The sequence below is a fragment of the Kineosporia sp. R_H_3 genome (assembly GCF_002198675.1).
GTDB lineage: Bacteria > Actinomycetota > Actinomycetes > Actinomycetales > Kineosporiaceae > R-H-3.
This window is the reverse complement of record NZ_MWLL01000220.1, coordinates 22457-36387: the sequence shown is the minus strand read 5'-3', so window position 1 is coordinate 36387 and position 13931 is coordinate 22457. Positions and strand designations below refer to the sequence as shown.

At 75.4% G+C, this 13931-nt stretch carries 15 protein-coding genes; 8 read left to right on the top strand and 7 right to left on the bottom strand.

Annotated features, from left to right (window positions below):
- Positions 1-40: 40 nt before the first annotated feature.
- The 5 genes from ECOMGDLI_RS27865 to ECOMGDLI_RS27845 form a co-directional block, all read right to left on the bottom strand.
- Positions 41-1276, bottom strand: a complete 1236-nt coding sequence (locus ECOMGDLI_RS27865; protein ID WP_088320108.1) for an NAD(P)/FAD-dependent oxidoreductase — start codon at positions 1274-1276, stop codon at positions 41-43.
- On the bottom strand, positions 1276-1464 hold the full coding sequence (locus tag ECOMGDLI_RS27860) for a ferredoxin (RefSeq protein ID WP_088320107.1): 189 nt from the start codon (positions 1462-1464) through the stop codon (positions 1276-1278). The genes ECOMGDLI_RS27865 and ECOMGDLI_RS27860 overlap by 1 nt, the downstream gene beginning before the upstream one ends.
- A 28-nt stretch (positions 1465-1492) precedes the next feature.
- Complete coding sequence (locus ECOMGDLI_RS27855) at positions 1493-2719, bottom strand: cytochrome P450 (protein WP_088320106.1); 1227 nt, start codon at positions 2717-2719, stop codon at positions 1493-1495.
- A gap of 96 nt (positions 2720-2815) precedes the next feature.
- On the bottom strand, positions 2816-3559 hold the full coding sequence (locus tag ECOMGDLI_RS27850; protein WP_088320105.1) for a cache domain-containing protein: 744 nt from the start codon (positions 3557-3559) through the stop codon (positions 2816-2818).
- A complete protein-coding gene (locus ECOMGDLI_RS27845) occupies positions 3549-4310 on the bottom strand; it encodes a FadR/GntR family transcriptional regulator (protein ID WP_088320104.1) in 762 nt (253 codons plus the stop codon). The genes ECOMGDLI_RS27850 and ECOMGDLI_RS27845 overlap by 11 nt, the downstream gene beginning before the upstream one ends.
- 170 nt (positions 4311-4480) lie before the next feature.
- Here ECOMGDLI_RS27845 and ECOMGDLI_RS27840 point away from each other — a divergent pair, with 170 nt between their 5' ends.
- From ECOMGDLI_RS27840 to ECOMGDLI_RS27820, 5 genes are all read left to right on the top strand, one after another.
- Positions 4481-6001, top strand: coding sequence for an APC family permease (locus ECOMGDLI_RS27840; protein ID WP_198955240.1), 1521 nt, complete (start codon positions 4481-4483; stop codon positions 5999-6001).
- 38 nt (positions 6002-6039) lie between these two features.
- Positions 6040-7878 (top strand): putative nucleotidyltransferase substrate binding domain-containing protein, encoded by a 1839-nt coding sequence (locus tag ECOMGDLI_RS27835; protein WP_088320103.1) that lies wholly within the window; start codon positions 6040-6042, stop codon positions 7876-7878.
- Positions 7875-8846, top strand: coding sequence for an alpha/beta fold hydrolase (locus tag ECOMGDLI_RS27830; RefSeq protein ID WP_088320102.1), 972 nt, complete (start codon positions 7875-7877; stop codon positions 8844-8846). Before ECOMGDLI_RS27835 ends, ECOMGDLI_RS27830 begins: the two co-directional genes overlap by 4 nt.
- A 9-nt stretch (positions 8847-8855) precedes the next feature.
- Complete coding sequence (locus tag ECOMGDLI_RS27825; RefSeq protein ID WP_088320101.1) at positions 8856-9887, top strand: MBL fold metallo-hydrolase; 1032 nt, start codon at positions 8856-8858, stop codon at positions 9885-9887.
- Between the two features lie 77 nt (positions 9888-9964).
- Positions 9965-10384 (top strand): hypothetical protein, encoded by a 420-nt coding sequence (locus ECOMGDLI_RS27820; RefSeq protein WP_143447988.1) that lies wholly within the window; start codon positions 9965-9967, stop codon positions 10382-10384.
- On the opposite strand, the gene ECOMGDLI_RS27815 is transcribed toward ECOMGDLI_RS27820, so the two are convergent.
- Positions 10381-10956 carry a TetR/AcrR family transcriptional regulator gene (locus ECOMGDLI_RS27815; protein WP_088320099.1) on the bottom strand — a complete coding sequence of 192 codons (576 nt, stop codon included), beginning with the start codon at positions 10954-10956 and terminating at the stop codon, positions 10381-10383. The two genes, ECOMGDLI_RS27820 and ECOMGDLI_RS27815, sit on opposite strands and share 4 nt — an antisense overlap.
- Before the next feature lie 77 nt (positions 10957-11033).
- On the opposite strand from ECOMGDLI_RS27815, the gene ECOMGDLI_RS27810 reads away from it, so the two are divergent.
- Genes ECOMGDLI_RS27810 through ECOMGDLI_RS27800 form a run of 3 tightly spaced genes read left to right on the top strand, consistent with a single transcriptional unit; the run spans position 11034 to position 13366 of the window.
- Entirely contained in the window at positions 11034-12209 is a 1176-nt protein-coding gene (locus ECOMGDLI_RS27810; RefSeq protein ID WP_088320098.1) for an acyl-CoA dehydrogenase family protein, read from the top strand.
- A 40-nt stretch (positions 12210-12249) separates the two neighbouring features.
- Positions 12250-13008 (top strand): SDR family NAD(P)-dependent oxidoreductase, encoded by a 759-nt coding sequence (locus ECOMGDLI_RS27805; protein WP_088320097.1) that lies wholly within the window; start codon positions 12250-12252, stop codon positions 13006-13008.
- Positions 13009-13054: 46 nt separating this feature from the next.
- Positions 13055-13366: an EthD family reductase gene (locus ECOMGDLI_RS27800; protein WP_088320096.1), complete on the top strand. Its 312-nt coding sequence runs from the start codon at positions 13055-13057 to the stop codon at positions 13364-13366.
- Between the two features lie 15 nt (positions 13367-13381).
- Here ECOMGDLI_RS27800 and ECOMGDLI_RS27795 read toward each other — a convergent pair whose 3' ends face one another.
- A complete protein-coding gene (locus tag ECOMGDLI_RS27795) occupies positions 13382-13921 on the bottom strand; it encodes a DUF4334 domain-containing protein (RefSeq protein ID WP_198955239.1) in 540 nt (179 codons plus the stop codon).
- Positions 13922-13931: the final 10 nt, after the last annotated feature.

Below are 13931 nucleotides of genomic sequence, written 5' to 3'. Positions count from 1 at the left end.
CCTCTCGGTGGACGGCGGACGGCGGGACGGCGGGACGGGTTCAGACGCGGTGGCCGACGGGGTGCGCGGCGTCGGCGACGAGCGAGCGGTAGCCGGCGTGCCGGGCCGCCGGGACGTTGACGAGCACGGTGCCGACGACGCGGCCGGCCCGCCGGTGCACGACGGCGACGCCGGCCCGCAGGTCGGTCAGGTCGCCCTCGACGACGTCGGCGCCGTCCGCGAGCCGGGGCGCTCCGAAGGACTGCAGCCGCAGCCCGAGCTGGTCGCTCCAGAAGGCGGGCAGCGGCGCGAACGGCTCGGGGGACGTCGCCGCGCCGGCGAGGTGCGCGACGACGGTCGCCGCCGCCCGTCTGGCGGTGTCCCCGGGGACGCACCAGTGCTCGACGCGGCGCGGCACCTCGTCGAAGCGCGGGTTCGGGAACCGGGCGACGTCGCCGACGGCGACGACGTCCCGCCGGCCCTCGACCCGCAGGTCGTTGTCGCAGAGCAACCCGTCGGACAGGTCCAACCCGTTGCCCGCCAGCCACTCCACGTTCGGGTACGAGCCGACGGACTCGACGACGAGGTCGGCCGGCAGCACGCTGCCGTCGTCGAGGCGGACGCCGGTGACCCGGTCGTCGCGGCCGACGAGGTCGGACACCCCGATCCCGGTCTCGAGGCGCAGCCCGGCCTCCCGGTGGTGGGTGAGCAGCGCCGTCCCGAGCTCCGGGCCGACGCCTCGCAGCATCGGCACCGGCAGCGGCTCGACGACGGTCACCCGGCAGCCGAGGGCGGCCAGGGTGCCCGCGGTCTCGCAGCCGACGAACCCGCCGCCGACGACGACGGCCCGCGCCCCGGGCCGCACCTCGCGGCGCAACGCGGCCGCGTCGTCCGCCGTCCGCAGGGTGAACCGGCCACCGGCGGGGCGCTCGACGGGCAGCCGGCGCGGCCGCAGCCCGGTCGCGACGACGAGCGCGTCGTAGCCGAGCACCGTGCCGTCGTCGAGGGTCACCGTGCGGGCCGCCAGGTCGGCGCCGACGGCGGTGCGGCCGAGCACCCACCCGACGTCGTGCGCCGCGGCCCGCGGCCGGAACGCGAGCGCCGCCGCGAGGTCCGCGGCGGTGCCGTCGCCCGCTCCCCGGCCGAGCGCCTCCTTCGACAGCGGCGGCCGGTTGTAGGGCATCCAGGGTTCGGCGCCCACGACGAGGAGCCGGCCGCCGAAGCCCTGCGCGCGGAGCTGCTCGGCGGCCCGCAGGCCGCCGAGGGAGGCCCCGACGACCACGACGGTCGGCGGCATCAGCGCTCGAGGAAGATCGCCTGGACGGGGCAGACGTCGATCGCGTCCTGGACGGCGTCGCTCAGCGACCCGTCCGGCTCGGCGTCGAAGACGAGCTTGGAGTCCTCGTCCATCCGGAAGACCTCGGGCGCGGCGATCGCGCACTGGCCGTGGTCCTGGCACAGGGTCATGTCGACGACGACCTTCACGGCACGTCCTCTCGGTCGTAGGGCGGTGTCAGGACTGCGGGGTGAACAGCAGCGGGAGCCGGTGCGCGCCGGTGTTGCCGGACAGCGGCATCCACTCCGCACCCGGGCCGATCCGCAGGTCGGGCATCCGCTGCGCGAGGATCGGCAGCGCGACGGACATGTCCATCCGGCCGACGAAGTGCCCGAGGCAGTGGTGCGCCCCGCCGCCGAACCCGAAGTGCGGGACCCGGCCCTCGGCGGTGATGTCGAAGGAGGGGTCGGCGAACGCGAGGGGGTCGGTCCCGGCGGACTCCGAGAAGAGGTGGACCGTCGTCCCGGCCTCGATGGTCAGGCCTTGGAACTCGAAGTCCGCCAACGCCTCCCGGGTCACCCACGTCACGGTCGGGCTGACCCGCATGACCTCCTCGACCGCGGCCTTGCCGAGGTCGGGACGCTGCGCGAGCAGGGCCCACTGGTCGGGGTGCTCGGCGAAGGTCTTCATCGCGAGCGCGAGCTGGTTGCGGGTCGTGTCGAAGCCGCCGAACACGAGCAGCGCCATCGAGTCGCGCAGCTCGGTCGGGCTGAGCCGCTCGCCGTCGCGCTGGGCGAGCACGAGCGTCGTCGCGAAGTCGTCGCGCGGGTTCGCCGTGCGGTCGGCGATGATCGCGTCGCAGTAGGCGAAGAGCCGGTCGAGGGCGTCCTCGATGCGCGGCAGCTCCTGGGCGAACGTCACGCCCATCGCGAGCCCGATCGTCGCCGAGACCTCGGCGATCGCCGGCCACTCCTCCTCGGGGATGCCCAGGAGCATCGCGACGACGCGCGCGGCGTAGGGCTCGGCGAACTGCGAGACGTACTCGCACTCACCGGTCGCGGCGAACCCGTCGACGAGCTCGTTCGCCAGCGCGACGAACGTCGGCGAGAGCTCGGCGAGCGCGCGCGGGGAGAACGCCGGGTTGAGCAGGCGGCGCAGCCGGGCGTGGTCCTCGCCCTCCATGTTGAGCAGCCAGCCGGCCCACCAGTCGGCGAACCGCCCCGTGACGCCGTTGTGCGCGGGCCACGCCCAGCTGCCCTGCCGCAGCCGGCGGTCCTTGATGAGCTTGTTGACCTCGTCGTAGCGCAGGACGGCGAGACCGTACGGCGTCCGGGCGCACCAGCCCTGCGCGCGGGCCTGCCGGACGGCGTCCGACTGCACCGAGAACGAGGGGTCGGAGACGGGCAGGTACGCGAGGTCGTCCCACGACAGCGGGGGCGTCGCGGCGGTGGGTGTCTGCGTCATGACGCCAAACCATTGACTTCATAGTTTTATTTGTCAAGGGGTTGACGCGGAGGCCCACGGACAGGTCCGGAGGCGCCGGCCGCGCCGGACGGCGGATCAGCCCGCAGCGGCGACGAGCAGGTCCCAGGGCAGGTCCTCGACGGCCGGGACGACCTCGAGCGGCTCCCCCGGCCCGCCCGGACGCACCCGGGCCCCGGTCGCGTAGTGCGGCGTGTTCGCGGTGACGACACGGCTCTCGTGGTTCACCAGCGCGGCCCGGGCGCGGATCCGGCGCAGCACGGGCAGCAGCTCGGCCTCGAGCACCGCGAGCGGGACGTCGGCCCCGGCCACCCCGGCGAACACCCCGTCGACGACCACGGGCAGCGCGAACGTCAGCGCGAACCGGTCCGCGCCGCGGTAGTCGAAGTACGGGCCGCCGACCATCCGGCGGCGCTCGTCGCGCGGCACCCGGAACCACTCCATCTCGGGGTAGTCGTACGGGTCCTCGCTCGCCGGGTCGACGTCGAGCACGAGGGCGCCGTACCGGCCGTCGCGGCCGCGCTGGCGCCACTCGAGGTACCGGTCGGCGTCCGCGAGCAGCCCGGGCTCGAGGACGACCCCGGCCCCGACGAGCAGCCCGTCGGCGCCCATGGCGGCGTCCGCGAGCGGGCGCAGCCCGGCGAGGTCCGCGACCACCGGACGGCGGCCGGCCGCCGTGGCGGCGGCGACGATCCCGGCGAACGCCGTGGCGATCGGGCGCAGCTCGCCGAAGATCCGCTCGACCGGCCCGGCGAGCAGCGCGGCGACCGTTGCGACGTCGCCGGCCGTCGTACCGCCGCGGCCCGCCCCGTCAACGACCACGCCCGCCACCTCCGTGCAGCTCGATCCGGGCCTCGATGAGCCGGTGCATGTTCTGCTCGACGTGCCGCTCGGCGAGGTCACGGGCCAGGCCGGCGTCCTCGCGGGAGATCGCGAGGGCGATCGCGCGGTGCTGCTCGGCGGACTCGGCCGCGTGCCCGGCCGCGCTCGCGGCGCCCCACAGGAGCAGCCCGAGCTCGCCCTGGAGCGACACCTCGCTGCGGGTGAGCCGCTCGGACGCCGCCGAGACGGCGACCTCGATGTGGAACCGGCTGTCCGCCCGCGTGCGGTCCCCGACGCCGGCGGCGGCGCCGATCCGCTCGGCGAGCGCGAGCAGCCGGCGGACGTTGTCCGTCGACGCCCGGGACGCCGCGAGCCGGGCGGCCGCCCCGGAGACGGACGCGAGCTCGTCGCCCGCGTCGCGCAGGTCCGAGACGCTCAGCGCCGACAGCCGCGCGCGCAGGTCGGTCTTCGTCGGGTCGCCGGGGGCCCGGATGAAGCTGCCGCCGTTGCGGCCGCGCCGGGTCTCGACGAGCCCCTGCTCCCGCAGCGAGGCCAGCGCCTCCCGCAGCGTGACGGTGGAGACCCCGAGCTGGGCGGCGAGCTCGGTCTCGCTCGGCAGCTGCTCGCCGTCCGCGAGCAGCCCGAGGGACGCCGACTCGGTGATCCGCTGGACCACCGCCTCGGCCCGGCCGCCGGAGGTCAGCGGTGCGAAGACCGCCGTACGGGCGCTGACCCGCTCCCCAACCGCCACTGCCGTCCCACCCGTCGCCGTCGCCCCTGGAGGCCCCTCGGAGAAGTTACCGGGCCGCCTCGGGAAAGTCTTGTGCTGTGAACTATGAAGCAATAGGTTTTGCCGCCATCGCCGTCCGCCGGCGTGTCCCCGTCGCCGAGTCGACTCGGCCCGACGTCCTAGGAGCAGCGTTGAGCGACACCGCCGCGCACCACGACGAGGACGCCGCGCGGCTCGCGGCCCTCGGCTACACGTCCGAGTTCAAGCGCGACATGAGCCTTTGGGCGAACTTCTCGCTCGGCTTCACGTACCTCTCGCCCGTCGTCGGCATCTACTCCCTCTTCGGTCTGCTGCTGCCGGTCGCCGGCCCGCCGATGATCTGGTCGCTCGTCATCGTCGGCATCGGCCAGTTCCTCGTGGCGCAGGTGTTCAGCGAGGTCGTCGCGCAGTACCCGATCGCGGGCGGCGTCTACCCGTGGGCCCGCCGGCTCTGGGGCCGCCGCTGGGCGTGGATGGCGGGCTGGATCTACCTCGCCGCCCTGCTCTCGACGATCGCGAGCGTCGTCTACGGCGCCGGCCCGTACCTGTCGTTCGTGCTCGGCGTCGAGCCGTCGACGGCCGCGACGATCGCCTGCGCGCTCGGCCTCATCGTCTTCGCGACGTTCATCAACCTCGCCGGCACCCGGGTGCTCGCGCTCGCCGCGATCGCCGGGTTCGCCGCCGAGATCGTCGGTGCGCTCGCCGTCGGCGCCTGGCTGCTCATCGCCCACCGCGAGCAGACCCTGTCCATCTTCACGAACAGCTTCGGCGCCGGGGCCGGCAGCTACGTGCCGGCGTTCCTCGCGGCGAGCCTGCTCGGCATCTACCAGTACTACGGCTTCGAGGCCTGCGGCGACGTCGCCGAGGAGGTCCCCAACCCCGGCAAGCGGATCCCGACGTCCATGCGCCGCACCATCTACATCGGCGGCGCCGCGGCCATCTTCGTGACGATGGCGCTGCTGCTGTCGATCAGCGACTTCGGCGCCGTCATCTCCGGCGAGGACACCGACCCGGTCGGCACCGTCCTCGTCAACGCCTTCGGCGAGACCGGCACCCGCGTCGTGTTCATCGTCATCCTGCTGTCGTTCATCTCGTGCGCGATGAGCCTGCAGGCGGCCGCCAGCCGGCTCACGTACTCCTACGCCCGCGACGACATGATCTTCGGCAGCCGGATCCTCAAGAAGTTCAGCCAGACCCGGCACGTGCCGCCGTACGCGATGCTCGGTGCGGCGCTCATCCCGGCGGCCATCGTCATCGGCTCGCAGTGGATGCCCGGCAAGGCCCTGACGCTCATCATCAGCTTCGGCTCGCTCGGCATCTACGTCGCGTTCCAGATGGTCGTCTTCGCCGCGCTGCGGGCCCGGGTCAAGGGCTGGCGGCCCTCCGGCGCCTTCACGCTCGGCAGCTGGGGCATGCCGGTCACGGTCGCGGCCCTCGTCTACGGCGTCTCGGCGATCTTCGTCCTCGTCAAGTACACGGCGGCGGCCGAGGGCGCCTGGTACGAGCGCTACAGCCTCGGCGTCTCGGCCGTCGTCGTCATCGCCGTCGGCCTCGTCTACATGCTCGTGAGCCGGCCGCACGAGCGCAGCGACGCACCGCACGGTGACGCGATCGACGCCGAGCTCAACCCGCTGGAGCACCAGCGGCGCGCCCGGCAGATCGAGAACCTCTGACCCACCGGCACCACCCGGACCCCCGCAGGGAGGCGTTCGTGCACGATGACCTCGTGCACGACACGGTCGCCTTCCTGCGGGGGTTCCCGCCGTTCGACGGTGCCCCGGACGACGTGCTGCGCGCCGTCGCGGCGGCGGTCGTCGTCGAGCACGTCGCCGCAGGCACCCTGATCGTCACCGCCGGCGGCCCCGGCGACGGGGCGGTCCGGGTGCTGCGCACCGGGCACGCCGACCTGCTCGCCGACGGCCGTGTCGTCGACGTCCTCGGCGAGGGCGAGGTCGTCGGGCTGCCGTCCGCGGTCTCGGGGCTCCCGCCGGGCCTCGACGTGCGGGCCGCGGAGGACGTCGTCGCCTACCGGCTGCCCGCCGACGCGATCCTCCCGCTGCTCGCCGGTCGCAGCGGGCTGCGCTTCCTCGCCCGCACCGTGCGCGAGCGGACACCGCCGGCCGGCGCGCCGTCGGCGCCGGACGGCGCGCCCGAGGCGGTCGGTCCGCTCGCGCGGGCCGTCGTCGTCGCCGCGGCCGCCGACCCGCTGCGCGACGTCGTCGCCGCGATGCGCGACCGGGACGCCTCGTGCGCCCTGGTGCGGACGGCGGACGGCCGCCTCGGGATCCTTACCGACCGCGACCTGCGGACCCGGGTCGTCGCGGTCGGCCGGAGCGTCTCGGACCCGGTCGGCGAGGTGGCGACCGTGCCCGCGGTCACCGTGCCGCCGGACGCGACGACGGACGACGCCGTCCTCGCGCTGCTCACCCACGGCTTCCGGCACCTGCCGGTCGTCGGGGCGGGCGGCGAGGTGCTCGGCGTCGTCGAGGACCGCGACCTGCTCGCGGCGCAGAGCCGCACGCCGGTGCGGCTGCGTCGCGCGGTGTCCCGCGCCGCGACGCCCGCAGCGCTCGTCGAGGCGGCCCGCGGGATGCGCCCCGCGCTGCTCGCCGCGGTCGACGCGGGGATGCCGCCGGGCACGGTGACCGGCACCCTGAGCGCGCTCGTCGAGGCCGTCGTCGCCCGCGCCGTCGAGCTCCACGTCACGGCCCGGGGCGTCCCGCCGGTGCCGTTCACCTGGCTCGTCACCGGTTCCGTCGCGCGCGGCGAGGCGGTGCCGTCGTCCGACCTCGACTCGCTCCTCGCCTGGGAGGGCGACGACGCCGACCCGGACGTCCGGCGCTGGATGCGCGGCCTCGCCGTCGAGGTGCTCGGCACGCTCGGCGCGTGCGGGCTCGACCACGACGTCAACGGCGTCCGCGCCGACGACCCGCGGTTCTCCCGCTCGGTCAGCGCCTGGTGCACGGCCGTCGCCGGCTGGGCCGGTGCGCCGACCGAGAACCAGGCCGACATCTACCTCTCCGCCCTCGCGGACGCGCGACCGGTGCGCGGCCACGCCACGTGGGCGCCGGTCGGCCGGGCCCTGCGCTCGGCGCACGCGCGCCCCGCCGTCCGGACGACGGCCCACCGGGTCGCGACGGCCCTGCACCCGCCGACCGGCTTCGTCCGCGGGCTCGTCATCGAGAGCGGCGGCGAGCACGCCGGCACCGTCGACCTCAAGCGCGGCGGCGCCGGCCCTGTCGTCGCCGCCGGCCGGTACCTCGCGACCCTGCTGCCCGCGCCGCCGACCGGCACCGCGGCGCGGCTGCGGGCGGCCGCCGTCCACGGCCTGCTGCGGGACGACGAGGCGCGCGACCTCACCGACGCGCTCGACGTCGTCCAGGACACCCGGCTGCACCACCAGGCGGGCCAGGTCGGGCGCGGCGAGGCCCCCGACGACCACCTGCGCCCCGACGAGCTGACGACGCTCGAGCGACGCGGGCTGCGCGACGCCTTCCGGGTCGTGGCCCGGGTGCAGCGGGCGCTGCCGTCCCCGGTGGCCCGGCCGTGAGCCGGCGTCCGCGGGCCCGGCGCGCGCTGCGCCGGGCGGGCGTCGTCGCGGCGACCCTCGTCGTCGCCCTCACCGTGGCGTCCTGGGGCTTCAACCGGCTCACCGACGAGCCGTCCGCCGCGCCACCGGGGCTGACGTACGTCCGCACCGGGGACCTCATGACGCGGGTGTCCGTGCACGGCAGCACCGGTCCGGCCGTCGTCCTCGTGCCCGGCGCCGCGGAGAGCGCCGGCACCTGGGACGCCGTCGCGCAGCGGCTCTCCGCCGGCCACCGGGTCTACGCCTACGACGTCGTCGGCTGGGGCTACACGCAGCGGCAGGGACCCTACGACCTCGACCACGCGGCCCGCCAGCTGCTCGGGCTGCTCGACGCGCTCGGTCTGGACCGGCCCGTCCTCGTCGGGCACTCCAGCGGCGCGGCGGTCGTCGTCGAGGCCGCACTGCGTGCGCCGCAACGGGTCGGCGGGCTCATGCTCCTCGACGGCGACGCGCTCGCGACCGGGGCCGGCGCCCGCAGCCCGGTGCGGTACGTCGTCCTGCCGCCGTACCGGACGACGCTCCTGCGGCTCGCCGTCGGCTCCGACGCCGTCGTCCGCGGCGTCTACGACGGGCAGTGCGGGCCACGGTGCCCGCGGCTCGACGCGGCCGGGATCGACGGGTGGCGGCGGCCGTTCCGGGTGGAGGGCGCGGAGGACGCGCTGTGGGCGATGCTCGACACCGGCGTGCTGGGGGTGCCGACGGCGCGGCTGTCGCTCGTCGCGGGGCTCGACGTGCCCAAAGCGGTCGTGTTCGGGGCGCAGGACGACGTCTTCCCGGCGGGGACGCCGCAGGAGACGGCCCGGCGGATCGGTGCCCCGCCGCCGCGGATCATCCCCGACGCCCGGCACCTCACGCCGGTGAGCGACCCGGCCGCCGTCGCCGAGGCCGTCGCGGCCCTCGCGGACGGCGCCCCGGACGACGGACCGTAGTCTCGCGGCATGCCCGGGACGACGCAGCAGGACTGGACGACGCCCGGGGCGCACCCCGTCTCCCCCGGCGTGCACCGGATCCCGCTGCCGCTCCCGCACGACGGGCTGCGCGCGGTCAACGTCTACGCCGTCGAGGACGGCGACGCGCTGACGCTCGTCGACGGCGGCTGGGCCCTCGCCGAGAGCGAGCGGGCCCTGGAGGCCGCTCTCGCCGGGATCGGGCGCGACGTCCGCGAGGTGCGCCGGGTGCTCGTGACGCACGTCCACCGCGACCACTACACCCAGGCCGTCGCGCTGCGCCGCCGGGTCGGGGCGTCGGTGAGCCTGGGGACCGGCGAGCGACCGGCCGTCACGGCGATCCTGGGCCGCAGCGGCGAACGGCTCCCGCAGCAGGTCACGCTGCTGCGCCGGGCCGGTGCCGGCCCGGTCGCCGACGCGGTCGCGGCGCACGACCCGGGCCCGCTCGACCTCGACGACTGGCAGCCCCCGGACACGTGGCTCGACGACGGCACGGACGTCGCCCTCGCGGGCCGCACCCTGCGCGCCGTCGCGACGCCCGGCCACACCCGCGGCCACCTCGTCTTCCACGACGCGGCCGCAGGCCTGCTCTTCGCCGGTGATCACGTACTGCCGCACATCACGCCGTCGATCGGCTTCGAACCGCTGCCGGGGCGCTCACCGCTGGCCGACTACATGGTCTCGCTCGCCCTGGTCCGCGCCCTGCCCGACGCCCTCCTGCTGCCCGCGCACGGCGCCGTCGCCGGCCCGGTCCACGAGCGGGTCGACGCGCTGCTCGCGCACCACGAGGAGCGCCTCGACGCCACGTTCCTCGCGCTCGCCGCCGGCGCGACGACCGCCTACGAGGTGGCCCGGATCCTCACGTGGACCCGCCGCGGCCGGGCCTTCGACGACCTCGACGTCTTCAACCAGATGCTCGCGACCCTCGAGACGGCCGCGCACCTCGAGCTGCTCGTCGACCGTGCGGTCGTGACGTCCACGACCGACGACCCGGAGGGGGTCCGCCGCTACCTGACCGCCTGAGCGCCTGGCACGGGCCGGGCCGCGGCGTGGGGCATGTGCCTCTCGGCCCGTGACGGCGACGCCACGGCGTGCCTAGCATGGAGGTCTCGAAGGCGAGGTGGGCCATGGCGCTGCTGCTGTCGGTGCTGCTCTTCGTCGCGCTGTTCGCTCTCTTCGAGCTGCTCATCCCGCCGCGTCCGGCCTGGTCCCGGGCGGTCGTCGCGCACGGCACCGCGCCGGAGCCGGCCCCGCCGCGCACGCCGGACCTCGGCGGGCTGCTCTCCCGGGAGGCGGTCCAGCGGCGGCTCGCCGCGCTCTCCGAGGAGCTGGTCCGGCTCGACGAGGACCGCTCGATCTTCGCCCGGGCGTTCCGGACGTACGTCGTCCAGGACGCCTACCGGGCACTGCTCGCGGACGCCTCGCGCCTGGCGAAGGTGCAGACGCTCGACCTCGGCGGGGTGACCGTCGACGAGGGCACCCCCGCCGCCCGCGGCCGCGCCGAGGTGCTGGAGCTCTAGACGGCCAGGCCGGACAGCACGAGGTCGACGAGCTCGCGGTAGGCCTCGGCGTCCGTGAGACCGGTCGCCGCCGCGACGTCGCCGCGCTGGATCGCCGTCATGACCTCGGTGACCGCCGCGCCGACGAACCCGGTGTGGGCCGGTCGCAGCGCCCCGGCCGCGACGCCCGCGGCGACGAGCTCCTGCACCCGGCGCGCGGCGTGCAGGGTGTTCTCCCGGTACACCTGCGCGGCCGGCGCGAACGCGGCGAGGTCGCGGTGGAAGGCCTGCGTCGCCGGGTCCAGCTCGGCGGCCACCCCGTCGAGGTAGAGCCGGATCCGGGTCACCGGGTCGTCGGAGGCCGCGACCCGCGCCTCGATCCGCTCGGCCGCCCGCCGGAAGAAGCTGCGGACCGTCGTCACGACGATCTGCTCCTTGCTCGACGCGACGAGGTAGAGCGTCGTCTTCGAGCAGTGCAGGCGCTCGGCGAGGTCCGCGGTGCTGAGACCGGCGAAGCCCTCCCGGAGGAAGAGGTCCGTCAGCTCGGTGAGCAGCTCCTCGCGACGGACGTCGAGGCGCGTCGAGGAGGGCACCCCCGGAGGATACCGGTCGAGTACCGGAGAAGGTACGTTGGTACTCGTTCCAGTATCCGCTGCGTCGAGAGGCCCCCATGCCCGGCTCCCCGCTCGTCCGGACCTCCGAGGAGGCCGACCTGCTGCAGCTCGTCCGCACCCTCGTCGAGCGCGAGCTCCGCCCCCGGGTCGCGCAGGACGAGGCCGACGAGCGGTTCCCGCGCGACGTGTTCGCCACGCTCGGCCGGGCCGGGCTGCTCGGCCTGCCCTACCCCGAGGAGCACGGCGGCGGCGGGCAGCCGTACGGGACCTACCTCCAGGTGCTCGAGGAGCTCGCCACCGTGTGGTCGAGCGTCGCGGTCGGCGTCTCGGTGCACGCCCTGGCGTGCTTCCCGCTCTTCGCGTACGGCACCGACGAGCAGCGGGACCGCTGGCTGCCGGACATGCTCGGCGGCGACCGGCTCGGCGCCTACTGCCTCTCGGAGGCGCACGCCGGCTCGGACCCGGCGGCGATGCGCACGCGTGCCGTGCGGGACGGCGACGACTACGTCATCACCGGCGCCAAGGCCTGGACGACGCACGGCGGCCACGCGGACTTCTACACGGTCATGGCCCGCACCGACGAGGGTCGCCGGGGGATCAGCTGCTTCCTCGTGCCCGCCGGGTCGCCGGGGCTGACCGCCGACCCGCCCGAGCGCAAGATGGGGCTCACCGGCTCGACGACCGCCACGATGCGGTTCGACGGCGTCCGGGTGCCGGCCGACCGCCGGATCGGCGCCGAGGGCGACGGGCTGTCGATCGCCCTGGCGGGGCTCGACTCGGGCCGGCTCGGGATCGCCGCCGTGGCCACGGGTCTGGCGCAGGGCGCGCTCGACGTCTCGCTCGCCTACGCCCGCGAGCGCGAGGCGTTCGGCCGGCCCGTCGTCGAGCACCAGGGCCTGGCGTTCCTCCTCGCGGACATGGCCGCCGCCGTCTGGTCGGCCCGCGCGACCACGCTCGCCGCCGCGCGGCTGCGCGACGCCGGGCTGCCGTTCTCGACGGAGGCGAGCATCGCCAAGCTCGTCGCCACCGACAACGCGATGCGGGTGACGACGGACGCCGTCCAGGTGCTCGGCGGCGCGGGCTACACCAAGGACTTCCCCGTCGAGCGCTACATGCGCGAGGCGAAGGTCATGCAGATCTTCGAGGGCACGAACCAGATCCAGCGGATGGTCGTCGGCCGGGCCCTCGCGGCCGGGCCCTCGACGGTGATCCGTACGCTTCCGAACGCCTGACCGACCAGCACCCGACCAGCCACCCGTCCAGGAGCCGACCGTGCAGCTGACCGACACCGCAGCCATCGTCACCGGCGGGGCCTCCGGCCTCGGCGCCGCGACCGCGTCCGCCCTCGCCGCGCAGGGCGCGCGGGTCTTCGCGCTCGACCTCCCCGACGCGGTCGGCAAGGCCCCCGACGTGAGCGGCGTGACCTACCTGCCGACCGACGTCACGTCGGCCGAGGAGGTGAGCGCCGCGGTCCGGACCGCCGCGTCGGCGGGCGTCCCGCTCCGCACCGTCGTCAACTGCGCCGGGATCGGGCCGTCGCAGCGGATCCTCAGCCGCGGCAACGTCCACGACGTCGGCCTGTTCGCGAAGGTCGTGCAGATCAACCTCGTCGGCACGTTCACCGTGCTCGCCACCGCGGCGCAGGCGATCGCCGAGACCGGGCCCGACGAGCACGGCCAGCGCGGCGTCGTCGTCAACACCGCGTCGATCGCGGCCTACGAGGGCCAGATCGGCCAGGCCGCCTACGCGGCGTCCAAGGGCGGCGTCGTCGGGCTCACGCTGCCCGCCGCGCGCGACCTCGCGCAGTACGGCATCCGGGTCTGCACCATCGCCCCGGGCATCGTCGAGACCCCGATGCTCGCGACCGTCTCCGACGAGTTCCGGGCCGCGCTCGCCGAGTCCGTGCCGTTCCCGAAGCGGCTCGCCCTACCCTCGGAGTACGCCCGGCTCGTGCTCGCCATCGTCGACAACGACTACCTCAACGGCGAGGTCGTCCGGATGGACGGCGCGCTCCGCATGGCGCCGCGCTGAACCGCACCGCATGCTGGACCGGACGACGAGGTCAGGGAGGACCGGCATGATCAAGGTCAGCGTGCTCTACCCGTACGCCGAGGACATGTCCTTCGACATGGACTACTACCTCGGCAGCCACATGCCGATGGTCGCCGAGCGCCTCGGCGACGCGCTCAAGGACTCGTCGGTCGACCAGGGCGTCGCCGGCGGCGGACCCGGGCAGCCGCCGCCCTTCGCCGCCGTGGGCCACCTCGTGTTCGAGTCCGTCGAGGCGTTCCAGACCGCCTTCGCGCCGCACACCGCCGAGATCATGGGCGACGTCCCGAACTACACCGCGATCACGCCGACGATGCAGATCAGCGAGATCCGGCTGTAGCACCGGCCGGCGGGTTCAACGCTCCCGGCGCAGCAGGAAGACGAACGGCTGCGGCAGGCCGCGCTGGTCCATCACGCCGAGGACGGTGTCGCCGTCGACCCGGCGGAACACGTCGTGGATCGGGTGCGCGTCGTAGCACATCGTGGCTGTGACGACCCCGCGGTACTCGGTCATCCGCAGCCGCGCCGCGGGCCGGGACGTCGTGACGAGCGGCAGCAGCAGCCTGAACGCGCCCGCCGCGCCGGGCAGGAACGCCGTCCGCGGCCGGGCGGCGAGCAGCCCGACCGGCATCAGCGCGGGGTTGACGCTGCGCAGGCCCCTCGACGTCCGGAAGACGAGCGGGTGGACGTCGTCCGGGCCCTCGAAGCGCTTGCCGTACCAGCCGAACCGCTCGAGGACGCCGTCCATCGGGTGACCGGTGCCGACCCCCTCGCCGCGCCACCGGCCGAGCATCTCCTCGACCGTGACGGCAGGCAGCGAGTCGAAGTACCGCAGGCCCTCGGCGGTGCTCCGCCGGGCCCGGACCTGCTCGATCGTCGGGGTCACGTCCGTCACCCGGCCAGCG